Here is a 21,867-nt window from a genome sequence, read left to right on the forward strand (position 1 = left end):
GCAACGCCCGATATGCCCGCACCGCAGCCATCCCGCCGCGCCGCAAGGTTCGGCGGTCTTAGTCCTGCCCGCACCTGCGGGCTTTTTTATTGGAGAATCTAAATGGCAAAACAAAAAACCTTAACCGTTGGCTGCAAACTGCCCAACGGACTGATTATCGAAGTGGGCGGCCAGTCGGTGGAACTGAACGGCACCAATGCCTCAAACATCATCGGCGGCCACGGCATCACTTACGATGTGGACGCCGACCTGTTCAATGCCTGGATGGAAGCGCACCAAGACCGCGACATGGTGAAAAACGGCTTCGTTTTCGCCCATGAAGATGCAAAGAACACCAAGGCGGAAGCTCGGGAAAAGACCGACAATGAAACCAAGTTGGAAGCCATTAAGCCGGATGACAAGGCCAATGGTGTAAGCACCGCCAAGGAAGACTAACCATGCCCGCCGTCGTCTTTGATAAAGCACGGTTTCAGGCAGCCTATCCCGAAGTGCAGGCAAGTGATGCCCAGTTCGCCATGTGGTTCACACAGGCCGAAAGCCTGCTGGACAACACCGACCACAGCATCGTGAAAAAGCTGGAAGAGCGCGAAATGCTGCTGTTCCTGCTGGTGCGCCATTTCGCCGCGCTGGCTGAACGTGCCGCACAGGGCGGATTGGTGGGGCGCATTGCTTCGGCTACCGAAGGCAGCGTTTCCGTGAGCGCGGATATGGGCGCGGTGGGCAGCAATGCCGCTTGGTATCTGCAAACGCCTTACGGCGCGACCTACTGGCAGCTTACCGCCAAATACCGCCGCTTCCGCTATGTGCAGGGAGTCTGCTATGCGCGGCGGCGATAAATTCAGGCAGCGGTTGGCCGAATTGGCCGCGCAGGCAACAACGGCCAAGGTGCGCGTCGGCATCATCGAGCAGACAAACTACGATGGCTCGGACGGCGAAAGCGTGGCGCAAGTGGCCTTTTGGAATGAATACGGCACGGCAACCATTCCCCCGCGCCCATTTTTCCGCAATACGATTGCCGAGCATAAGGACGAATGGCCGAAGCAGGCTGCCGCACTAATGGAAGCCAACGGCGGCGATGTGCGGCAGACCTTGGAATTGATGGGCAAAGGCGTAAAGGGGCAGATTGTGAAAACTATCCAAGACTTCCGCGAACCGCCCAACGCCGCCGCGACCGTGAAGCAAAAAGGCTTTGATAAGCCGTTGATTGACACGGGAACGTTGTGGCGCAGTATTGATTACGAGGTAACGGACGAATGAACCTGAGAGCCATCGCCAACGGAGCGATTACATCCGTCAATCCCAACCTGCCCGCCGTGCTGAAACTCAATAACGGCTACACCACCGATGCCACGGGAAAACGGAAATCAGGCTACAGCGAGCATCCCGTAACCGTGCAGACCCAAACCCTCAGCACACAGGATTTATCCTTGTTTGAAGGATTGGCGCAGCAAGGGACGTTGCTGTATGCCTATGTCACCGGCCAATTCCACGGACTGCGGCGACAGGATGGTAAAGGCGCGGATAAGCTGGTATTCGCGGCCTACGGCGAAACCGAAACGACAGAATGGCTGGTGAAACAGGTGATGGAAAGCTGGCCGGATTGGTGCAAGGTGCTGTTATGGCGGCAACATTAGACGATATTTACACCGAAGTCCGGGCAATGCTGCTCGGGCTTTTTTCGTGCGAAGTGGTGCGCGGATATAGCAACAACGTACCGTTGCCCAAGCCGCCGTTTGTGGTGATGAACATCCTGAACGAAGCCGCCGCTGCCACCAACGAACACGCTTACGCCGTGGCGGATGAAACCGCTGCCGTTTCGCGCCAATCAGAAATACAGATGCAGCTTGATTTCTACGGCGCAGAAGCCGGGCAGATGGCGCAGAAAACCGTTTTGCTTTGGCGCGATTTTTACGCCTGCGAACGGCTGAAATCCTGCCAGCCGCTATATGCCGACCCCGCACGCTTCATGCCGCTCACCAACGAAGAGAGCGAATATGAAGAACGATGGATGACCACCGTTCATCTGGCCTATGCGCCACAGGCAGAACACCCGCAGCAGTTTGTAAACGCTTTTGATTTAACCCTGATCCAACCGTAAAGGATATATCCATGTTCCAATCTATTCCGGCAAGTAAAATTGTCAGCGTAAACCCCGCCGTACTCAGTTCCGGCGGTTCTCCCCTGTCGATGAACGCCGTCTTTTTGAGCAAAAACGAAAACCTGCCCACCGGCCGGCATACCGCGTTCCCCGATGCTTCGGCAGTCGGCGAGTTTTTCGGCTTGGCCAGCGAAGAATTTAAAGCCGCGCAAGTGTACTTTAAAGGCTTCGATAACTCGCACATCAAGCCCGGCACGCTGTATTTCTACCCCTACAATGTCGGCAAAGAAGCCGCCTATCTGCGCGGCGCAAGCGTGAAAAGCATGAGCCTTGCCGCCCTGAAAAAACTTTCGGGCAATCTGAAAGTGAATATCGACGGCAACGACAAGAGCGGCGACAACATCAACCTTTCCGCCGCTACCAGCTTTTCAGATGCCGCCGACAAAATCGGCACGGCCATCAGTGCCACCGTGCAGTTTGACGAGCAGTTGCAGGCGTTTGAAATCGTTTCCGCCACCCAAGGCAAGGCTTCCGAAATCGGCTTTGCCACCGGCACACTGGCCGAAGCCTTGAATCTGACCGAAGCCAAAGGCGCGGTGATTTCCAAGGGCAACGATGGCGACAGTGCGGAAACCGTGATGGAAGGCGTGATTCAGTCCACTTTGAATTTTGCCACCTTCACCACCGTGTTTGAGCCAGAACTGGCCGACAAGCTGGCCTTGGCCAAATGGAGCAACGCGCAAAACAACCGCTTCCTCTATGCCGCATGGGGTAAAGAAGCCGCCGCGCTGCAAACCGGAAACACTACCTGCTTGGGCGCACAACTGAAAGCCGCCGCCTACGACGGCACCGCCCCGATTTACGGCAGACTGGACAAGGCCGCTTTCCTGTGCGGCGCGATTGCCTCTATTGATTTTACTGAAACGCAAGGGCGCATCACGCTGGCGTTCAAAAACCAATCCGGCTTGAGCGTGGACGTGGACAATGCCACCGATGCCGACAATCTGAAAGAGAACGGCTACAACTATTACGGCGCATGGGCAACCGCCAACGACCGCTTCACTTTTCTTTATCCCGGCCAAATGCCCGGCAAATGGAAATGGATTGATGCCTATGTGAACCAAATCCGCCTCAACAGCCAGTTGCAGCTTGCCCTGATGACCTTGCTCACCTCGGCCAAGGCCGTGCCGTACAACGCCGTCGGTATCGCCCTGCAACGCGCAGCCTGCCAAGACCCGATTAACGAGGCCTTGAACTTTGGCAGCATCCAGCCGGGCGTGCCGTTGAGCGAACAGCAACGCGCCCTGATTAACAACGAGGCGCGCGTCGATGCCGCCGCGAAGATTGAAAGCACCGGCTATTTCCTGCTGATTCAGAACGCTTCGGCGCAGACGCGCGGCAACCGCCAATCCATGCCGATGAAGCTGTGGTACACCGACGGCGGCAGCGTCCACAACATCAACCTCGGCTCGATCAACGTGCAGTAAGCCAAAAAGGCCGTCTGAAAACCTTTCAGACGGCCTTTGCCAACGGTGATACCGGATATGAAGCACAAATTAAGCCACGGCGAACGCCAAGCCGTCCTGCACCGCGCAAAACGCCTGCCGGCAATGGATGCCGAATGGGACGAATCCAAACACCCCCGCGCCGAAAACGGGCAGTTCGGACAGAAAGGCAGCCTGAAAGACGGGAAAGTGAATTTCCCCGAATTGTCGGGCAGCGAGATTGCCGGACTGGCAAAAGTGCCGCTGGCGGTTACGCCCGATATGGGACAGGGGGCAAGGAAAAAAGCTGTTGCTAAATGGATTGCCACACACTTGCAAGGAAAATCGGTGCGGTCATCGGATGGCAAACTGATTCAGTTCAACCGTGAAGACAGCGTAGAGCACTTGGCCTTTAATGCGCGGCGTCAGAATCTGATTGCCCAGTGCATTCCGTATATTGCCGACGTATTCAGTCATGGCGAAGCCATTGGGCGCAGCGAGCCGAATCACGATCGTAAAGACAAAAGTATTATTGCTTTTCATGTTTACCGGAAACAGATTGAATTAGCTAACGGATACAAAATGCATTTGGAAGTTCATGCGGCAGAACGCCAAGAAGGTGTTTTCGAGTTTGCTGCTTACAACATAAAAAAGGCAAGCCCCCAGACCAAAGACAGCACCGCGAACGATGCCCGGACAATGGGATTTGGCTTGCCTTGTGCTGCACATCATACCCCTGCCGCCGATTCTGTACAACTGTTCCGCATCCTCAAAATCACCGACCCGAAAGGCCGAGACGTGAGCGACAGCTACAACGAAACCATGCCGGTACAAACCGTCGGCCGTTTGTCCGCCCGACAGGCACAACAAATCCTCAGCCGCGCCCGTGCCCTATTGAAAAGGCACAGCCGCTAACTCAAACCGCAGCCTTTCAGGCTGCTTTTTTCATTCCGGAAAGGAAACCCCATGCAGACCATCTCAGACCGCACCCTCACCAGTGCCAACAGCATCCTGCTGATGCGCGTGAAAGGCTTTAACGACAACTTCGTACAGATTGAAGGCTACGCCGCCGACAATGCCTTCGACTTCGGGCAAGGCAAAATCGGCGAAACCATGATGGGCGTGGACGGCCAACAGTCCGGCGGCTTCACACCCTACGAAGTGGACTTCAACATCCAGCTTGCCCCCACCAGCAAATCGCGCGACTACTTCGACCAACTCACCAACGACATCCTGCAACGTCAGGAAACGCGCATGGCGGAATTTTCGGTTGAGATTCCCGCCGTGGAAAAACGCTACACCGCCACCGGCTTCTTGGTGGAAGTTCCGGGCGGCACAACCGCCAAGAAAACGCTGGAATCTGTAACCTACTCGTTCCGCATCGTAGTGAAACCGGAGGAAATCTGAAATGGCGTTGAAAACCAAGCAAATCACGATTGAGCACGGGCGGGATAAAGGCCGGGTATTTCTGATTACCGAAATGAGCGCCGCCCATGCCGACCACTGGGCAATGCGCGCCCTGATCGCGTTGGCCAACGGCGGCGTGGACTTGGGCGGCCTCAGTCCGCAGCAAGGCATGATGGGTATGGCCGGCGTGGCTTTGGACGCATTAGGCCGTCTGAAAGCAGATGATGCCATCCCGCTCTTGAACGAACTGCTGGACTGCGTGCAAATCATCCCCGAAGGCGGCCGGCCGCGCCCGTTGAATATGGATTTCAACGACGTAGAAGACTTTACCACCCTGTGGCGGTTGCGGAAGGAGGTGTTCGCATTGCATACCGATTTTTTGCAACACGCCTTTGGCAAGACTACGGCGTCGGAAGAGGAAGGGGCGGCAGCCTGGACTATCTGAATCTGACCCAAACCATAGGCGCGCTGGTGTCTTCCCGCATCTGCACACTGCACGAGTTGCAGACGGTGTACGGGCTGGAAGACGCCTTCAACCTTTTGGAGGTCGTCAATACCGATGCCTTCAACCGCAGTAAGGCCGTTTGAAAAAAAGGAAATACCATGGCAACCGTTATTGACACCCTGTTTTTGGAACTGGGCATAGATTCGGGCAAATTCGGCATGCAGGCCAAAGAGGCCGAAAGCAGGCTTGACCGCATGTCCGCCTCATTCGGCAGGGCGGAAAAAAGCGCGGCCAAATCCTCAAAAGGACTGGAAAAGCAGGCCGCGCAGTCCGCCAAAAGCACCAAGCAGGCCAAAAGCCTGACGCAGGCGACCGGCTCCCTGGCGAAGGGATTTGCCGCCTTTACCGCCTTGGTGATGGGTTCAAACGCACTGGGCAAACTGATTCGCGAAGGCGCGCAGGCCAACGTCGAACTGGACAACCTGTCCCGCAACATCGGCATCAGCCGCAGCAAACTCCAAGCATGGGGCGGCATGGCGGAAATGGCCGGAGGAAGCGCGGAAGGCATGAAAGGCAGCCTGTCCGGCCTGAGCATGGGCATTACGCGCCTGACGACTATGGGCGATACGTCCATGGTGCCGTTTTTCAACGCTTTCGGCGTGGCCTTGCTCAACGCAGACGGCAAAGCACGCGACCTTGACAGCATCATGCTGGATTTGGCCGACCGCTTTTCCAAAATGGACAGGGTGCAGGCCTACAATCTGGCCAAAAGCATGGGCTTGGACGACGGCACCATCAACACCTTGATGCTCGGCCGTGCCGAAATGGAAAAGATGCTGGAGATGCAGCGCAACCTTTACCGTTCCGGAGAAAAGGAAATACAGGTCAGCCGCGAACTGACGCAGGCGCGGGGCTATTTGAACGCACAATGGGACAGTCTGAAAGCCATGCTGGCCGACGCGCTCGCCCCCGTACTGCTGAAAATCGTCAAAATGGTCAGCGGTTTCGTCGATTACCTGATGAAGCACGAAAACAGCATGAAGCACGTTTTCGAAGGCTTGGCATTTGTGCTGGGCGCGGTATTGGTCCCCGTCTTTATCGCCGCCGCAGCTTCCCTGCTGGCCTTTATCGCCCCCTTCGCCCCATTCATCCTTACCGTCGGCGCACTGGGCGCAGCCTTCCTGCTGCTGTACGACGACTACAAAACATGGGCGGAAGGCGGGAAAAGCCTGCTGGATTGGAAACTTTTTGACAACTACATCAAGACGTCGAAAATCTCGACAGACAGCCTGGGCAGCGCGTTCGTCTACCTGCTCACAGGCTACACATCATGGGCGGACGCCGCCAACGGCCTGCTGGACTGGCTCAAACTGAAAGGCTTTATCGACGAGAACGGTTTGTCAATTAAAAGCCTGAAAGAAGGATTCCACAACCTCTATCTGGAAATCAAAAACTACCTGATGCCGTATTTCGAAGCTTTGAGCGATACCTTTACCGCCATGATGAACGGCGATTGGGAGGGAATGAAAAAAGGGATGGGGCGGATGGTCAAGGAAGCCGGAAACGTCGTTACCGACGTTGTCGGCTGGGGGGTGGAACATGCGGCCGGCGTGATAGATACCGCCACCGGCCACGACCCGAACGCGGAAGGCAGCCTGCAATCACAGGCCAAAAATGCAACCAATGCCGTAAAGCAGATGATAGGCGGTGGGGCGTCTCAAACAATCGAAACCCGACCTATCAAAGGCGCAGTCAAACTCACTGCACAAGATATTATCGATATTAAAAAAGTTGCAGCTACGGAAGTTGTCGGCGGCCTGAAGGGTGAAGCATTTGACAAACAACTTGCCGGAGTGGTCGATACCATCCTGAACAGGGTGTATAAAAAAGGCGGAAATGTCCGTGCTGTTTTAAACGAACGTTGGGCGTTCAGCGACATTAACGCACCACGGAAAAGTGCATATGGAAGCGTGCAGAATGTACCCATGGGCAGGGTCAGCGCGCGCGTCAGCAAAGGTGTGGACGAGCATTTAGCAAAACGTGCCGCAGGCATGGCCTCAGTTGTTGGCGGGAATACCCATTATGCCAACCCTTATTTTTTAGGAGAGGCCGGTGCCAAAACTAAAAAATGGGTGCGCGAAGTGGAAAGACAGGCGAATACCACCGGCCAACGCTTCGGCGCAGGAAAGGCCGTCCATGTGCACGGCACCCCTACTGGCAGCACCGCAGCCCCTGCATTCAGGGTAATACTAGGGGGGAATCAGGCCGTCGCCGCAGGAGCCCAGCGCGGGATGCAATCCATGCAGCAGGGCGAGGCAGTACGCGCCCAAAACGTAACCAACAACAACCAACGCACCACGCAGGTTTCCATTAACGGCGGCATACACGTCCAATCGTCGGCAAGCACCATCGCCGGCACGATGGACGACGCATCCGCCGCCACCCGCGACCGGATGATGCAGCTTGTGCCGGGGATGGTGTAAAGACATATTAGGACACATGATGACCTGGAACTCCCTCGGCATCCCGAGCATTCCCAATCTGCCCAAAAACGCAGGCGGCGCGCTGATCCAATTCGGCGGTGCCGCCTTGATTCATGCCGCGTTCGGCAACTATTGGGGCATCTTCGGGCAGAACGGCATCCCGCTGCTGCTCTCCGACAACGTAACCGCTATCAAGCATCAGAACACGTCCAAAGTGTCCGACGCGCCGGTGGAGCAAGGCTCGTTTGCCAGCTACAACAAGGTGGGCGACCCCTACACCGTAACCGTGCAGATGAGCAAAGGCAGCGGCGGTGTATTTGCGCGAGGCGCGTTTCTCGCCCTGCTGGAAGCCCTGGCCAAAAGCAACGACCTGTTTATGGTCATCACCCCCGAAGCGGTGTATCCCAACTGCGCCATCACCGGCTACGACTACGCCCGCGAAGCAGGCGACGGAGCGCGGCTGTTGAAAGTGAACATCCATCTGGCCGAAGTGCGGCAGGTGGCGGTGAAATACACCCAAACCAAGCCGGACGGCGCACAGGCGCAAGCGGATGGCGGCAAGGTACAGCCCAAGCCGATACAAAACAACGAATCCATAGCTTCAGAACTGTACAGGGCTTTGGGCTGAAATAAAAAAAACGAAACCCCGCAGGGCGGCAACTCTGCGGGGTTTCTGTATTTAACCCTTAACGGACAAGGATTAAACAATGTATGAATGATAAACGGTTTACTTTCAAAATGCTAGGAGTTTTCCTTATGGAATCGATGAACATCAATCCGAAAGAGGTTCGCAGAACCTTTTGGCATGTTGTAGGAGGCTTAGTGCTGTTGATTTTGGCATTCAGGCTACCTGAAATTCTGGCGGTGCTTTTAAAATGATTTACCAAATCCCCCTGCAAGCCGTGCCGGTGCAAAAGGCCGCCTTCACGCTTGGCGGTCAGGAAATCACCGTTTCCCTGCTGCCGCGCCTGGGCAGGCTGTATGCCACCGTGTTTGCCGACGGCCTCCCCGTGGTGCGCGAGCGCATCTGCCGCCATGCCGTGCCGCTGGCCAACGAAGCCTACCGCCCGCTTAACGGCGAGCTGTTTTTCATCGACACGGCAGGTAGTTCCGACCCTGTTTGGCAGGAATTGGGCAGCCGTTTTATTTTGGTGTACCGCTTATGAGCATTCGGGAAAAAATCCTGCGCGTCAGCATCAAACTGGGGCAGGAGCAAGACGTGTGGGACGCAAAAGGCAGCGACACGCTGGTGGCCGAAGGGCTGCGCACCTCCTGCCAAATCAATTACGGCAACGGCGCGCTGATGCCCAATGCCCGCATCAAAGTGTACGGCCTGAAACTGGACAGCATGTTGAAACTCTTGCGGGTGAAATGGAACACCGAGCAGGCCATGATGAATCTGGTGCAGGTGGAAGCGGGCGAGGCCGGCAGCCTGAGCGTGGTCTATACCGGCAACATCACCTTTGCCTACCCCGAAATGGGCGGTGCGCCCGACGTGTGCCTGGTAATCGAAAGCCACACCGCCGTGCTGTGGCAGCTCAAACCTGCCGAAGCCGTCAGCCACGAGGGCGAAACCGATGTTGCCCAAGCCATCGAAGCCATCTGCAAACGCATGGGCAGACGCTTTGAGAACAACGGCGTAAAAGCCAAAATCAGTAATCAGTATTTGGACAATACCGAACTGGTGAAATTGCAGCAAATCGCCCATCACGCCGACATCGACCTGTATATCGACAACGAAACCGTCGCCATCACCCCCAAAGGGCAGCCGCGCCCCGGTGAAATCCCCGTCGTCAGCCCGGCCACGGGGCTGATCGGCTATCCGGTGCCCGATTTGCAGGGCGTGAAACTGCGCTGCCTGTACAGCAAAGCCCTGCGCTTCGGCGGGCTGATGGAAATTTCAGACAGCCTGATTGCCGTGTGCAACGGCCGCTGGCGGGTGTTCGGCCTGAGTTTGGATTTGGAAAGCCAAGTGCCGGGCGGCAAATGGCTGGCCGACATCAAAGCCGCCAATGTGGAGGATACAAATGCCAAAGTCGCAACAAAATAATTGGGCGCAATACCGCCCCGAACAGACACAAGGCGGCGCGGGGGAAATCGGCGCAATCGTGTCGGGCATCGTCTCGCGCATCCAAACCGTAACGCTGGTGCGCGTGGTCAAAACCAAATCGGGCGGACTTGCCCCTGTCGGCCTGGTGGACGTGCAGCCATTGGTTGCCCAAATCAGCGGCGACGGCACGGTTACGCCGCACGGCATCATCTACAACGTGCCGTATTTCCGTTTGCAAGGCGGTGGCAATGCCGTGATTATCGACCCCGAGCCGGGCGACATCGGTATGTGCGGCTTTTGCAGCCGCGATATATCCAGCGTCAAGCAGAACAAAGCCCCGTCCGCCCCGCAGAGCCGCCGCCGCTTCGATTTTTCAGACGGCCTCTACTTCGGCGGCTTCCTCAACGGCACGCCCAAGCAGTATATCCGCTTCAAAGACGGCGGCATCAAAGTGTTTTCCCCCGGCGACATCGAACTGGAAGCCGCCAACATCCGCCTCAACGCCCAAGGCGCGGTCAGCAGCACCTCCGCCAGCTTCCGGGCCGACACCCAAACCACCGCCCGATTCAGCGGCGGCGGAGGCATCCGGGCCGACGGCGACGTGGTGGCCGGCAACATCAGCCTGCAAAACCACGAGCACAACGGCGTGCAGCCCGGCGGCGGCAACACAGGCAAGCCGCAGGCCGTCTGAAACCTTGACACAGGCCGTCTGAAAACCTTATATTTCCTGTACGTAATATACACAGGAGCAAAGCCATGACTGCCACCAACTACAACATCCGCATCGACCGCGACCTGCGCGACCGCGCCTTCGCCGTATTTGAAAGCTACGGCCTCGCCCCCGCGCAGGCCATCAAACTGTTTCTCAACCAAGTGGCCGACACCCGCACCGTGCCGCTGTCGTTCGACTACAATGCCGGGCACGTTTTCAATGCCGCCGCCCGCCAAAGCCTGATTGAGGCAAGGAAAGAGTTTGAAACGGCTGCACGCTATCCGGGCGTGGAAGAAGCCGTTGCCGCCATGCGGGAGATTGCCGGTGAGTAAACGTGAAATAGCTTTCGGCAGCGGTTTCAAACGCGACTTGAAAAAGCAGTTCGCGCAGCTTGCCAGCGCAGAATGGGCGGAAGTGTTGAACTGTTTGGTACAAGATGCGCCGCTGCCCGAAAAATACCGCGATCATCCGCTGACGGGCGATTTCAAAGACTACCGCGAATGCCACGTCAAACCCGACCTGCTGCTGGTTTACGCCAAGCGGGGCAATGCCCTGCATCTGGCCAGACTTGCCTCGCACGCCGAACTGTTCGGCTAAACTACCCACCACCCATCCGCCTGAATGGCGGTTTTTTGTTGCCTAACTCATTGAGTTTCTTTCACTCCGCGAATTAGCGGAGTGGATTTATTTGACAATTTGGAACAATTGAAATATGATGAAGCTTCCTAACAAAAGCTACTGCACCGCGCCAGTTGCGCGATTTTTCATATCTCAATTTCCCCGTAGGGCGTTTCAGACGGCCTATTCAAGTTCCAATGGGGGTTGCGAGTACCGGTAACGGCTCGGCACATCTAGCTTTGTGTAGGACAACCCCCGCCCGATTTCGGGTTTTCTCAATCCTAAAGAAAGCTAAAAAATGAACTCTATCCAAATTTCAAACGTTGTTATTAACCAAACTAAAAGCCTGTACAGCCTGAATGATTTGCACAAGGCGAGCGGCGGCCAGAAAAAGCATGAGCCGCACCAATGGTTCAGAAACGTCCAAACCCAAGACCTAATCGCCGAAATCGAAGCCCAAGGCGGGCAGGCCGTGCAAACCGTCAACGGCGGCACACGGCGCGGAACATATGTCTGTAAAGAGCTGGTAATCGCCTACGGCATGTGGATCAACGCCGCCTTCGCCCTGCAAGTCATCCGCGCCTTTATCGCCGCCCAAGAGCAAGGCAGCCTGAAAATCAGCCCCGCGCAAAAACAGCAAATCCAAGCCGCCGTTATGGCGCGGCATCATCGGACGGGAGAACACTGGCAGGAAATCTACCGCAAACTACACAGCTTCCTGCACGTCAACAGCTACCACGAAATCGACACCCGCGACTTCGAGCGTGCCATCCAATTTCTCGGCAGCATCCCAGACACCCCCGCCCCCGTGCAGGCCTTGCAGTTCAGCGAACGCGAAATTACCAACTTCGGCACGGTCGTCTATTACCTTGACTGGGCAACCCGCCAGCTTCATGCCCTAAGCGAGCCGCTGAAACAGCTTGGCGCCCACAAGCAAGGCGTGGCGGCATGGACGTTGTGGCACGAAGCGCAGAACTGGCTGCAAGCCAGCCGCGAATCGTTGGAGCGCGTCGCCCCGCAAATGCAGGACAGTTGGTACCGCCGCCATCTGGCCGACAACTTCGAGCGCATGAACAACCTGCCTTATCTCAACTAAGGCTGTTACCTGAAAAGTAGCCGCCTGCCCCGCCTGTCTCACACAGCGCGGGGTATTCGTGCTGGAGAAACCGCATGAACACCCTCTACCTCAACCCCGACACCTGGGATTTGACCCTCGATGCCGCCGGAAACATCGCGCTGGCCAAAGACCCCTACGCCAAAGCGCAGGACGTCGCCTCCGCCGCCCGCCTGTTTGCCGGCGAGCTGTATTACAACACCGCCAAAGGCATCCCCTATTTCGACGAAACGCTGGGCAGAAAGCAGTCGTTTGCCCTCTACCGCCACCGCCTCGTCCAAGCCGCCCTCAGCGTGCCGGGCGTGCTTGCCGCCGACGTTGCCATCGAGCAGCAGAACGGCCGCATCCTCTCCGGCCGCCTCACCTTTACCGACAAGCAGCAAACCCACGAGATAACATTATGAGCAGCCACGTTCCCCCCATCCGCTTCACCCCGCAGGGCTTACAGATTCCCTCCGAAACCGAAATCCTGCAAGGTGTGCTGGCCGACATCGACGCGGCCTTCGGCGGCGGCCTCAACCTCAATCTGGAAACGCCGCAGGGGCAGCTTGCCTCCTCGCTGGCCGCCATTATTGCCGACAAAAACGACCTTATCGCCGAGCTGGTGAACCAAGTCCACCCCGACTACGCCGACGGCATCATGCAGGACGCCGTCGCCAAGATTTATTTTTTGGAGCGCAAACCCGCCGCCGATTCCACCGTGGACTGCGAATTTACCGGCCTGCCCGGCACGCAGATTCCGCAGGGCTTTATCGTACAGGACGCCGACGGCAACAACTGGACGCTGCAACAGCCCCTCGGCATCCCCGCCGGCGGCATGGTAACGGGGCGGCTGGCATGTTCAGGCAGCCTTACCGCCCCCGCCCACAGCGTCAACCGCATCTACCGCTCGCTCGTCGGGCTGGACAGGGCCGACAACCCCCGCGCCGCCGTTCCCGGCAGGCCGTCTGAAAGCCGTGCCGAGTTTGCCGAACGCCGCCGGCGCAGCGTGGCGGTGAACGCGCAGGGCACGGTGCAGGCGGTGTATGCCAACGTGTTCGCGCTGGACGGCGTGCGCGACGTGTATGTGGCCGACAACCCCAAAGGCCAAAGCGTGCAGCTCGGCGCCAGCCGCCACACGCTCAAACCGCACAGCATCTATGTGGCGGCGGTGGGAGGCAGCGATAAGGAGATTGCCGAAACCATCCTGCGTTACGCCGGCAGCGGCTGCGATTTCAACGGCAACACCGAAATCACCGTGTACGACGAAAATTACAGCGCGCCCAAGCCCGCCTATCAGGTGTCCTTTATGCGCCCGGCCGAATTGCCGGTGTATTTCCGCATCAAAGTGGAGCGCGGCGCGACACTCGGTTTTCAGACGGCCTTAAAGCAGGCGGTGATTGACGCCTTCAACAACGGCCGAGCCCGTATCGGCGCGACGCTCTACGCCATCGGCTACGTTCAGCCGCTGGTGCAGGCCGTGCCCGACATCCGCATCCTCGACGTGGAAATCGGCTTGTCTGCAAACGCGATGGGCAACACCGTGGACGTCGGCATCGACCAAACGCCCGTTGTCCGCGCCGGACACATCGAAGTGGTGAACGTATGAAGCGCGTGCAAGACACCCTTATCAGCCAATACGCCAACAGCCCCGTCCTCTGCGGCATCATCCGCCGCTTCAACGACTGCTTCGACCCGCGCGCCGACCTGCGCCGGTTTTACGACACCGTGTGGAACATCGACACCGCGCAGGGCTTCGGGCTGGACACCTGGGGCGCGATTGTCGGCATTGGGCGCGAAGTGGCCATCAGCGCGCAAGACGAATACATCGGCTTCGCCCAAGGCTACACCCCCTTCGGCGAAGGCATATGGAGCAGCGGCGAAGACACAGACCGCCGCTACCGCCTCGACGACGACACCTACCGGCGCATCATCCTGCTCAAAGCCATGAGCAACATCATCTACGCCACCGCCCCGCACATCAACCGCCTCTTGCGCGAAATGTTCGGCAAACGCGGCCGCGCCTACTTCGTGAAAAACAGCACCATGGCCGCCCGCTACGTGTTCGAGTTCTACCTGTTGCCGGTCGAGCGCGCGGTCATCCGCCAAACCGACCTGCTGCCGCGCCCCGCAGGCGTACTGCTGGATTTTTACGAGCCGGAGGCCGACAAAACCTTCGGCTACCTTGAAGCCAACCTGGCACCCTTCGGCGAGGGTGCTTTTTTTATGGGAGCCTAAACCATGCCGCAACCCAAACTCCTGCCCAAAGCCTGGGCATCCGACGGACTGAAAAACGACATACCCGCCGCCCGCAGCGGCGGCCTCGCCCAAGAAGCCGCCACCTATGCCGAGGGTTTCCCCGGCATCACCATGACCCCGATTTCCGTCGGCGGCAAACCCCCGAGCGGCAAAGACATGAACGGCGTGCTGCACGACCTCAGCGCGCACGCCGTCTACCAAAGCCAAGGCGGCCGCTACCGCTTCGACCAAGCCTTTTGCGACACCATCGGCGGCTACCCCAAAGGCGCAGTGCTGATGGCCGACACCCTCGACAAAGAATACATCAGCCTCGTGGACGGCAACCGCGACAACCCCAATAGCGGCGGCAGACAATGGGCCGTCTATATCGACAGCAAAGCCGCCTGCCTGCCGCTCACCGGCGGCGCGCTTAGCGACACCCTCGAACTCAAAGGCTACAACGCCCTCTCGTTGCGCAACACATCCTCGCCGCGCCCCTACGCCGTCCACCTCATACGCGGCAACGACCCCTACATCGGCCTCGTAACCGACGCGGCCAACATCGACAAAAAATGGGGCAGCGGCAACGACGGCAGCGTCGCGGGCAACTACACCTACTTCTTCCCCAAAGCCTCCGGCACCCTACTGGTTACCGGCAGCGTGGAAAACAGCCTGACATCCAACGCCGCCGCCGTCCCCCTCTCCGCCGCCATGGGCAAAAAACTGGCCGACGAAAAAGCCGACAAAAGCTGGGTAAGCCAGCAGGCGCAGGCCGTGCGCACCGCCCTGAAAAACGAAATCCTCGGCGGCGCGGGCGCGGCCTTCGACACCCTCAAAGAATTTCAGACGGCCTTGGGCGACGACGCCAACTTCGCCGCCACCACCGCAGGCAAGCTGGCCGAAGCCGCCCCCTCCGGCATGATTGCCTACTTCGCCGGCCAAACCGCCCCCGCCGGCTGGCTCAAAGCCAACGGCGTCGCCGTCTCCCGCACCGCCTACGCCCGCCTCTTTGCCGCCGTCGGCACCACCTACGGCGCGGGCGACGGCAAAACCACCTTCAACCTGCCCGACCTGCGCGGCGAGTTCCTGCGCAGCTGGGACGACGCGCGCGGCATCGACACCGGCCGTGTGTTCGGCTCGGCGCAGGCGGACGAGTTCCGCGCCCACAACCACGTCACCAACATCAACGCCGACATCCCGACCTACGGCAGCGAGACCGGCGACAGCGTCGGAACGGAAGACGTCTCCCGCGCCGACGACCGCACCGTCCGCGCCACCACCGGCATGCGCGGCGGCGCGGAAACCCGCCCGCGCAACATCGCTCTTTTAGCCTGCATCAAAATTTGATTTTCAGACGGCCTCTGCCGTTTAGGCAGGGCGTGTGGCGCAAGATGCGCGGTCTCTGCCCGCAAACCAAAGGCCGTCTGAAAAGGCGAAAGCCCGCAGGGGGCGAATCCTGTCGGGCTTTCTGTTACAACCTTTGCACTGGAAAGGGTATTGTGAATTTTACCATAGATTTTAATTCGATTAAGGAACTGATGATGACTTACGGGTTTTTTACGGTAACGCTGACTTTGACCGCCTGCTGTCTGCTGCTTGTTATGGTATTCAGACTGCCTGCGCTGATCGGTTCGCTGGCGGATTTGATACGCGCAAGGCGCGGGCAATGAAAGGAGGGGACGAAATTGGAAGCATACACCGGCCCCTTTATCCGCGCCTGCATCGGCATTGCCGTATTGGCCGTGTCGTTCGGCCTGTTTGCGTTGATGGTTACGCCCTTGGTGCGGGCTTTGCATTAGAGGCCGTCTGAAAAAAGGAAAAACACATGAAAACAAGCAACGGGCGCGAACGCCTGCGCCTTATCCTGATCGCCGCCGACCAACTGCTCAACACCCTCGCGGGCGGCTGGCCGGACGAAACCCTGTCCAGCCGCATCCACCGCCGCGCCGTACTGGCCGCGCAACCCCGCCGCCGCTGGCGCATCGCCCGCCGCCTCGCCAACGCCCTGTTCTTCGCCCAGCGCGACCACTGCCAAAGCGCGTACGAGCGGGAACGAACCCGCAGCCACCTCCCGCCCGAAATGCGCTAGGCCGTCTGAAAAACCTTTTCAGACGGCCTCTGCCTATACGGCCTGCGCCAGCCGCTCGGACAGCCACATTTTAATCAGCGACTGGCGCGACACGCCTAAATGCGCGGCCTGCCTGTCCAGACTTTCAACCATCCATGCAGGGAAGTCCACATTGACCCGTTTGGACTGCAAGCCCTCTCGGGCGGCGCGGCTGAGGTCGAGCAAGTCGGCGATGTCTTCGCCGTCATCGAAGCGGCGGTCAAATTCCGTAGTGTTCATAGAGTTGTTCCTCCTTTTCGCGGGCGCGGCGCACGGAAATGATGCGGATGTTGCCGCCGCGTTCGGTGTAAACGGCAGTCCAAACCTTTTGATTCAGTTTGGCAATGAGGGCAAAGCGTTCCTCCCCTTGGGTTTTGGCGGGAACGGCCAGACGGTAGTCGTCCTGCCACAACTGTTGTGCGGTAATGAAATCGATGCCGTGCTTTTCCAAGTTGGACGCGCTTTTGTTCGGGTCGAACTCAAACATAATTTAAATCCTGTATGGTATAGAAACTATACCTTATTAACCCCGTTTTGTGCAATCCGTATGCGCAAAACGGGAGGCCGTCTGAAAAACTGTTTTTCAGATGGCCTCCCGACCAACCGCCCCGCAAGGGGCTTTTTTAACGCCATAACGAAAGGATTGAACCATGGCAGAAAACAAAACCGAAACCGCAGTGCAGAAAACCTCAATCGGTATTTCCCTCTCTTTGGTGGACGAAGACACCGGCGTTCCCGCCGCCTTCCACCCTCGGCACGCTGTACCTCGACCTTGTCAACGGCTACCACACGGCCACCGTCCACAGCTACTTCAACCGTAAGATGTACGAAACGGGCAAACACCCGCTCGGCAAGGGCGTGTTGGTTTCCCTGCAAGGCAAACCGCCGCGCGGCGCGGATATTATCGACTGGGTGCTGCGTGCCATCGCCGCACTATCGGAAAACGCGGACAATCCCTTCGCCGGTGCGCAACTGGTTTATGCCGAGTAAGGCTGTTTGAAAGGCAAAGCCCCGCAGGGCGGCAACTCCGCGGGGCCTGCCAAACCCAAGCGGACGGCAGGCAAAGGCCGTCTGAAAAAAGGAAAAACACATGAAAACAAGCAACCTGCCCGAAATCGGCCAGGGCATCACCTGGACGGGCGCGGTCGGCAGCTTTGTCGGCGCAATCAAATCCATCGATTTGCTGACCGTGGTCGGCGCACTCGTCGCCGTCGGCGGCTTCCTGATGAACTGGCATTACAGCCGCCAGCGCAACGAACGCGAGCGCAGGGAGGACGAGCGCAAAGAAGAAGTCCACCGCCTCGAAATGCAAAAGCGCGAACTGGAACTGAAAAAACAACAAGGGGAATGCCATGAATGACAAACGCAAATACGCCGCCGCCACGCTGGCCGCCTCCGCCGCCTTCTTCGCCGCCCTCGCCGCCCACGAAGGCTACCGCGCCGCACCCTACCGCGACTCCGGCGGCGTGCCCACCATCGGTATCGGCAGCACGCAATACCCCGACGGGCGGCGCGTGAAGATGACCGACCCGCCCGTTACGCAGGCACAGGCCGTGGAACTCGCCCGCGCCCATGTGGCAAAAGACGAAGGCCGTCTGAAAGCCCTCCTGCCCGGCGTGCAACTCTCGCAGGCCGAGTATGACGTGTACACCGACTTCGTGTACCAGTTCGGCGCGGACACCTTCGCCAAGTCCTCCATCCGCCGCCACCTCCTCGCAGGAAGCCACACCGAAGCCTGCCGCGCCCTGCTCAAATACCGCTTCGCCGCCGGCCGCGACTGCCGCGTGCGGCAAAACGGCTGCTTTGGCGTGTGGACGCGGCAGCAATGGCGGTATCGCAAGTGTATGGAGGCAAACAAATAGGCCGTCTGAAAAGCGAAACGCCGCAGGGGCGCAATCCTGACGGCGTTTCTGTATTTAATCTTTAAGCGGAAAGACTAAACAGTAGATGAATGATAAACGGTTTACCTTGAAATTTCTAGGAATATTTTTAACGGACACACTGAATTACCAAGCGCGCGAAATCCGCCGCACCTTTTGGCATCCGGTCGGCGGCATCTGCCTGATTATCGCCGTGTACAAAGGCTTCGGCCTGCCGGAAATTTTGCTGCGGTAGAGGCCGTCTGAAAACGGCCTTATGTCCTACATCAAAAACCCGCAGCGGCTCAAACTGTTCTGCATATCCTCGCGCTCGAACGCGCTGTTGATTTTGGGCATTTCGCGCAGCAGTGCTTTGTGCACGCGCCGCACAAAACCCGCGCTTTCCACCGGCAGCGTGCGCATCGTAACCGCTTTCTCATAGCCCAAAGCCGCCAGCGGCGCGGCCACGCCCCGCAGCAAATCGTTTGCCCACGCGCAATAGTAGGCGACAACCGCCAGCTCCCGCAGCTCGCTTTGGCTGAACGTGATGTTTTCAGACGGCCTCACAGCGTCCAACACCTCGCCGGACAACGCGCCCAGCGTCAGCGCATGCACATAGCGCACCGCCTCCGGCAGGGTTTCGCGCGGCAAATCCTCAATGGCCGCCACCCCGAAACGCTGGTGCAGCATATGGTAGGCCGACGAAAAATCAATGCCGCGCCGCACCACCAAAGCCGCCACCGCCTGCCGCAAACCCTTACGCTCGTCGGCGGAAGTGGGGGATTCGCTTTTCAGACGGCCTGTAAGGGCGGCGGCCATTGCATTGAAGGCTTGGATATAGGCAATTTTGATTGCCAGCGCGGCTTTGCCGGTAAAGCCCATCACCAGCAGCATAAAGCCGTCTTTGGTCAGCTCGTAGGCGCGGGTTGCGCGTTCGCCGAAACCTGTTTTTTGCACGCGCTCCACCGCTTTGAAGTTTTGCGCGGCGAAGGCGGGGTCAATGTTGGCAATCAAGTTTTCGATGTCGCGGATTATATTGTCGTGGCGTTTTTTGAATGCCTGTGCGACAAATTCGGTAGTGGTGATGGTTTGGGAATTTTTGACTTGGACAAAGTCTTGAAGGTTTACTACTGCGTTCATAACGAACTCCTTGATATTTAGGATTAGAAACTGCCTAACTCTTTGATTTTCGCTTACTCCTCAATTTTGAGGAGTAAGCAGAATCAGGCGGGGATGTCCTACGCTATCAAGAGCGCCGGGGCGTTGCCGCTGCCCGCATCCCCATTGAAACTTGAAAGGCCGTCTGAAAACGCCCTGCGGGGAATTTGAGATATGAAAAATCGCGCAACAGGCGCGGGCTGCTTGATAAGTAGGAAAGCAGATGATAAAGCCGTCTGAAAAATGATGCAAGGTTTTTTTGGGAAAAAGCACTGTGCAAATGTGCAGAGTGAAGAAAAATCAAAGGATTAAATCAGAAAAAACAGCAAAAAAAAGCTTGCATTTTTATATAACCTGCGTTAGAATTATCCCTGTTGAGTGGTTCAACAAACGGAAATGCCCACCGTTTCCGATGGGCACTCACTAGGGAGAAAGAAAATGAAGCTAACCCTTCAAATTCTCTTTTTCTTACTGGTTTTGTTGGTAAGCAGTAACGCCTACTAAACCGTAAGACTTCGGGGGCGGCAGGTGGCACTGCCAAACCCGATGCCCTAATCTTATAAAACCAGAACAGGAAAATCAAGCATGCAAGCCAAAAAATACGACCAGGCCGCCTACAACCGCAAAAGCCGCGAAAAGCTGGGCTTGAAAGCCAAAACGTTTACGCTGGACGCGGACACCGTCGCGCTGTTTGAACAGCTTTCGGCGCAAACCAATCTGCCGCAGGTGCAAGTGCTGAAAAACGCGCTGGCCTGTTATGCCGACAAGCTGGGCGGCGCGCAAATTTAAACTTTCGGTCTCCCCGCGCGGGGTTTCCGAAAAAACCAAAGAAAGGAAACCCCATGAACGAACATCTGAAACTCGACCAAACCGGCTACGAACTCATCGCCCGCCTCGAAGGCACGAAAACCCGCGCCTATTCGGACAGCGCGGGCATTCCCACCATCGGCATCGGCTTTATCCGCTACACCCTCGGCGCGCGCGCCGGGCAGCGCGTGAAAATGGGCGACACCATCGGCGCAGACGACATCCGCGCCGAATTTCTCAACCAAGTGCAGGGCTACGAAGCCGCCGTGCGCCAATACGTGCGCGCCCCGCTCACGCAGTCGCAGTTCAACGCCTGCGTTTCGCTGTGCTACAACATCGGCGTGGCCGCCTTCGCCAAATCCTCGGTGGTGCGCCTGTTGAACGAGAAACGCTACAAGGCCGCCTGCGCCGCCTTCGCCCTGTGGAACAAGGCGGGCGGGCGCGTGGTGCAGGGGCTGGCCAACCGCCGCGCGGCCGAGCAGAAAGAGTTTTTCAGGGACGGTTAAACATATGTTCCGACAAATGTTTTTTGTAAAATTAACGGATGGTGTAAATCCGTAATACCGGCAGAGGCCGTCTGAAAAAGGAGAAAACGCCATGTGGCTAATCAAACACTGGAAACCCACCCTCGCCGCCCTCGCGCTGCTCGCCCTGTTTGGCGCATGGCAGTATGACCGCGCCCGCCAGTACACGCGCGGGCAGGCCGACAAAGCCGCCGAAATCAGCCTTGCGCTGGCGAAGGCGGCAAAAAAACAGGCCGAAGACACGTTAAACCAAGAACGGCAGGCGCAGCGCAAACTCCACGCCGCGCAGGCCGAAATCGAAAAGGAACGACAAGATGCCCAAACTGTTATCACTGATATGCGCCGCGAGCTTGACCGCCTGCGCCGCCACGCCGCAGAGCGCGCAGCACTGCCCGCAGCCGCCGTTTCCGCCCGTCCGTCTGACGGCGCGGACACTGCCGAAGGCTGGGTTTTACTCGGACAATGCGCGGAACGATATGCGGCAGTGGCAGAAACCGCCGACGAGCAGCGCAACGACCTTGCCGAATGGCGGGCATACGGCGAAGCCGTAGCGTCAACTGTACGATGATTGCGTACAACTGAAAGCCTCGAACCGGAATTGCGCCGGTTCGGGGCTTTTTTCGTTTTCAGACGGCCTTTCCCTAATTTGGTATCTATTTTGGTATTTACACATACATACAAAATAAATTAATATAAATCATAATAGTAAAATTAAATTCTGCTTCCTCTTACTCCGCCAAACACAAAGCCCCCGAGCAATCGGGGGCTTTTTGCTGTGCCGCCA

At 57.8% G+C, this 21,867-nt stretch carries 34 protein-coding genes; 31 read left to right on the forward strand and 3 right to left on the reverse strand.

The window, feature by feature from the left end:
- Positions 1 to 102 precede the first annotated feature (102 nt).
- From H3L91_RS03590 to H3L91_RS03710, 24 genes are all read left to right on the forward strand, one after another.
- Positions 103 to 435, forward strand: coding sequence for a hypothetical protein (locus tag H3L91_RS03590; RefSeq protein ID WP_007342145.1), 333 nt, complete (start codon positions 103 to 105; stop codon positions 433 to 435).
- Positions 436 to 437: 2 nt separating this feature from the next.
- Positions 438 to 836, forward strand: a complete 399-nt coding sequence (locus tag H3L91_RS03595; protein WP_007342146.1) for a DUF4054 domain-containing protein — start codon at positions 438 to 440, stop codon at positions 834 to 836.
- On the forward strand, positions 820 to 1,257 hold the full coding sequence (locus tag H3L91_RS03600; RefSeq protein WP_007342147.1) for a hypothetical protein: 438 nt from the start codon (positions 820 to 822) through the stop codon (positions 1,255 to 1,257). Before H3L91_RS03595 ends, H3L91_RS03600 begins: the two co-directional genes overlap by 17 nt.
- Positions 1,254 to 1,634 carry a hypothetical protein gene (locus H3L91_RS03605; protein WP_007342148.1) on the forward strand — a complete coding sequence of 127 codons (381 nt, stop codon included), beginning with the start codon at positions 1,254 to 1,256 and terminating at the stop codon, positions 1,632 to 1,634. The genes H3L91_RS03600 and H3L91_RS03605 overlap by 4 nt, the downstream gene beginning before the upstream one ends.
- Positions 1,619 to 2,098: a phage neck terminator protein gene (locus tag H3L91_RS03610; RefSeq protein WP_040658731.1), complete on the forward strand. Its 480-nt coding sequence runs from the start codon at positions 1,619 to 1,621 to the stop codon at positions 2,096 to 2,098. Before H3L91_RS03605 ends, H3L91_RS03610 begins: the two co-directional genes overlap by 16 nt.
- 11 nt (positions 2,099 to 2,109) lie before the next feature.
- Entirely contained in the window at positions 2,110 to 3,585 is a 1,476-nt protein-coding gene (locus tag H3L91_RS03615; RefSeq protein ID WP_007342150.1) for a DUF3383 domain-containing protein, read from the forward strand.
- 57 nt (positions 3,586 to 3,642) lie between these two features.
- Entirely contained in the window at positions 3,643 to 4,497 is an 855-nt protein-coding gene (locus H3L91_RS03620) for an LPD3 domain-containing protein (protein ID WP_007342151.1), read from the forward strand.
- Between the two features lie 51 nt (positions 4,498 to 4,548).
- A complete protein-coding gene (locus H3L91_RS03625; protein ID WP_007342152.1) occupies positions 4,549 to 4,989 on the forward strand; it encodes a phage tail fiber protein in 441 nt (146 codons plus the stop codon).
- Between the two features lies 1 nt (position 4,990).
- A complete protein-coding gene (locus tag H3L91_RS03630; RefSeq protein ID WP_007342153.1) occupies positions 4,991 to 5,434 on the forward strand; it encodes a hypothetical protein in 444 nt (147 codons plus the stop codon).
- A gap of 158 nt (positions 5,435 to 5,592) precedes the next feature.
- Entirely contained in the window at positions 5,593 to 7,917 is a 2,325-nt protein-coding gene (locus H3L91_RS03635) for a hypothetical protein (RefSeq protein ID WP_007342154.1), read from the forward strand.
- Positions 7,918 to 7,936: 19 nt separating this feature from the next.
- Positions 7,937 to 8,545, forward strand: a complete 609-nt coding sequence (locus H3L91_RS03640) for a phage baseplate protein (RefSeq protein ID WP_040659391.1) — start codon at positions 7,937 to 7,939, stop codon at positions 8,543 to 8,545.
- 128 nt (positions 8,546 to 8,673) lie between these two features.
- Positions 8,674 to 8,796 carry a photosystem I reaction center subunit PsaK gene (locus tag H3L91_RS03645; RefSeq protein WP_244958480.1) on the forward strand — a complete coding sequence of 41 codons (123 nt, stop codon included), beginning with the start codon at positions 8,674 to 8,676 and terminating at the stop codon, positions 8,794 to 8,796.
- Entirely contained in the window at positions 8,793 to 9,083 is a 291-nt protein-coding gene (locus tag H3L91_RS03650; RefSeq protein WP_007342157.1) for a phage baseplate plug family protein, read from the forward strand. Before H3L91_RS03645 ends, H3L91_RS03650 begins: the two co-directional genes overlap by 4 nt.
- The gene (locus H3L91_RS03655; RefSeq protein WP_007342158.1) at positions 9,080 to 9,967 is read left to right on the forward strand and encodes a baseplate hub protein; all 888 of its coding nucleotides are present in this window, start codon (positions 9,080 to 9,082) and stop codon (positions 9,965 to 9,967) included. The genes H3L91_RS03650 and H3L91_RS03655 overlap by 4 nt, the downstream gene beginning before the upstream one ends.
- On the forward strand, positions 9,945 to 10,658 hold the full coding sequence (locus H3L91_RS03660) for a Gp138 family membrane-puncturing spike protein (RefSeq protein ID WP_007342159.1): 714 nt from the start codon (positions 9,945 to 9,947) through the stop codon (positions 10,656 to 10,658). Before H3L91_RS03655 ends, H3L91_RS03660 begins: the two co-directional genes overlap by 23 nt.
- 65 nt (positions 10,659 to 10,723) lie before the next feature.
- A complete protein-coding gene (locus H3L91_RS03665) occupies positions 10,724 to 11,011 on the forward strand; it encodes a type II toxin-antitoxin system RelB/DinJ family antitoxin (RefSeq protein ID WP_007342160.1) in 288 nt (95 codons plus the stop codon).
- Positions 11,004 to 11,276, forward strand: coding sequence for a type II toxin-antitoxin system YafQ family toxin (locus H3L91_RS03670; RefSeq protein ID WP_007342161.1), 273 nt, complete (start codon positions 11,004 to 11,006; stop codon positions 11,274 to 11,276). The genes H3L91_RS03665 and H3L91_RS03670 overlap by 8 nt, the downstream gene beginning before the upstream one ends.
- A 319-nt stretch (positions 11,277 to 11,595) precedes the next feature.
- Positions 11,596 to 12,393: a KilA-N domain-containing protein gene (locus H3L91_RS03675; RefSeq protein WP_007342162.1), complete on the forward strand. Its 798-nt coding sequence runs from the start codon at positions 11,596 to 11,598 to the stop codon at positions 12,391 to 12,393.
- 74 nt (positions 12,394 to 12,467) lie between these two features.
- Positions 12,468 to 12,815, forward strand: coding sequence for a contractile injection system sheath initiator (locus tag H3L91_RS03680; protein WP_007342163.1), 348 nt, complete (start codon positions 12,468 to 12,470; stop codon positions 12,813 to 12,815).
- Positions 12,812 to 13,999: a baseplate J/gp47 family protein gene (locus H3L91_RS03685; RefSeq protein ID WP_007342164.1), complete on the forward strand. Its 1,188-nt coding sequence runs from the start codon at positions 12,812 to 12,814 to the stop codon at positions 13,997 to 13,999. The genes H3L91_RS03680 and H3L91_RS03685 overlap by 4 nt, the downstream gene beginning before the upstream one ends.
- Positions 13,996 to 14,628, forward strand: coding sequence for a DUF2612 domain-containing protein (locus H3L91_RS03690; protein ID WP_007342165.1), 633 nt, complete (start codon positions 13,996 to 13,998; stop codon positions 14,626 to 14,628). Before H3L91_RS03685 ends, H3L91_RS03690 begins: the two co-directional genes overlap by 4 nt.
- A 3-nt stretch (positions 14,629 to 14,631) precedes the next feature.
- A complete protein-coding gene (locus H3L91_RS12175; protein WP_244958481.1) occupies positions 14,632 to 15,975 on the forward strand; it encodes a phage tail protein in 1,344 nt (447 codons plus the stop codon).
- Positions 15,976 to 16,127: 152 nt separating this feature from the next.
- Positions 16,128 to 16,298, forward strand: a complete 171-nt coding sequence (locus H3L91_RS03705) for a hypothetical protein (RefSeq protein WP_182109873.1) — start codon at positions 16,128 to 16,130, stop codon at positions 16,296 to 16,298.
- Between the two features lie 155 nt (positions 16,299 to 16,453).
- The gene (locus tag H3L91_RS03710) at positions 16,454 to 16,717 is read left to right on the forward strand and encodes a hypothetical protein (protein ID WP_007342169.1); all 264 of its coding nucleotides are present in this window, start codon (positions 16,454 to 16,456) and stop codon (positions 16,715 to 16,717) included.
- Positions 16,718 to 16,750: 33 nt separating this feature from the next.
- Here H3L91_RS03710 and brnA read toward each other — a convergent pair whose 3' ends face one another.
- Together brnA and H3L91_RS03720 are read right to left on the reverse strand one after the other, a co-directional pair.
- On the reverse strand, positions 16,751 to 16,975 hold the full coding sequence (gene brnA / locus H3L91_RS03715) for a type II toxin-antitoxin system BrnA family antitoxin (RefSeq protein WP_007342170.1): 225 nt from the start codon (positions 16,973 to 16,975) through the stop codon (positions 16,751 to 16,753).
- A complete protein-coding gene (locus tag H3L91_RS03720; protein WP_007342171.1) occupies positions 16,956 to 17,222 on the reverse strand; it encodes a BrnT family toxin in 267 nt (88 codons plus the stop codon). Before H3L91_RS03720 ends, brnA begins: the two co-directional genes overlap by 20 nt.
- Positions 17,223 to 17,557: 335 nt before the next feature.
- On the opposite strand from H3L91_RS03720, the gene H3L91_RS03725 reads away from it, so the two are divergent.
- The 4 genes from H3L91_RS03725 to H3L91_RS03740 all read left to right on the forward strand — a co-directional run bounded on the left by H3L91_RS03725 (position 17,558) and on the right by H3L91_RS03740 (position 18,850).
- Positions 17,558 to 17,725 (forward strand): hypothetical protein, encoded by a 168-nt coding sequence (locus H3L91_RS03725; RefSeq protein ID WP_007342172.1) that lies wholly within the window; start codon positions 17,558 to 17,560, stop codon positions 17,723 to 17,725.
- A 100-nt stretch (positions 17,726 to 17,825) separates the two neighbouring features.
- A complete protein-coding gene (locus H3L91_RS03730) occupies positions 17,826 to 18,095 on the forward strand; it encodes a holin (protein WP_007342173.1) in 270 nt (89 codons plus the stop codon).
- Positions 18,088 to 18,597 carry a lysozyme gene (locus H3L91_RS03735; protein WP_007342174.1) on the forward strand — a complete coding sequence of 170 codons (510 nt, stop codon included), beginning with the start codon at positions 18,088 to 18,090 and terminating at the stop codon, positions 18,595 to 18,597. The genes H3L91_RS03730 and H3L91_RS03735 overlap by 8 nt, the downstream gene beginning before the upstream one ends.
- A gap of 106 nt (positions 18,598 to 18,703) precedes the next feature.
- A complete protein-coding gene (locus tag H3L91_RS03740) occupies positions 18,704 to 18,850 on the forward strand; it encodes a phage replisome organizer N-terminal domain-containing protein (protein WP_244958482.1) in 147 nt (48 codons plus the stop codon).
- A gap of 26 nt (positions 18,851 to 18,876) precedes the next feature.
- Here H3L91_RS03740 and H3L91_RS03745 read toward each other — a convergent pair whose 3' ends face one another.
- Entirely contained in the window at positions 18,877 to 19,734 is an 858-nt protein-coding gene (locus H3L91_RS03745; protein WP_182109875.1) for a Rha family transcriptional regulator, read from the reverse strand.
- 603 nt (positions 19,735 to 20,337) lie between these two features.
- On the opposite strand from H3L91_RS03745, the gene H3L91_RS03750 reads away from it, so the two are divergent.
- The 3 genes from H3L91_RS03750 (at position 20,338) to H3L91_RS03760 (ending at position 21,651) form a co-directional block, all read left to right on the forward strand.
- The gene (locus tag H3L91_RS03750) at positions 20,338 to 20,541 is read left to right on the forward strand and encodes a hypothetical protein (protein WP_007342180.1); all 204 of its coding nucleotides are present in this window, start codon (positions 20,338 to 20,340) and stop codon (positions 20,539 to 20,541) included.
- A gap of 53 nt (positions 20,542 to 20,594) precedes the next feature.
- On the forward strand, positions 20,595 to 21,065 hold the full coding sequence (locus H3L91_RS03755) for a lysozyme (RefSeq protein ID WP_007342181.1): 471 nt from the start codon (positions 20,595 to 20,597) through the stop codon (positions 21,063 to 21,065).
- Positions 21,066 to 21,156: 91 nt separating this feature from the next.
- A complete protein-coding gene (locus H3L91_RS03760; protein ID WP_007342182.1) occupies positions 21,157 to 21,651 on the forward strand; it encodes a hypothetical protein in 495 nt (164 codons plus the stop codon).
- The last annotated feature ends 216 nt before the right edge of the window (positions 21,652 to 21,867 follow it).

This window comes from Neisseria bacilliformis, from assembly GCF_014055025.1.
Lineage (GTDB): Bacteria > Pseudomonadota > Gammaproteobacteria > Burkholderiales > Neisseriaceae > Neisseria > Neisseria bacilliformis.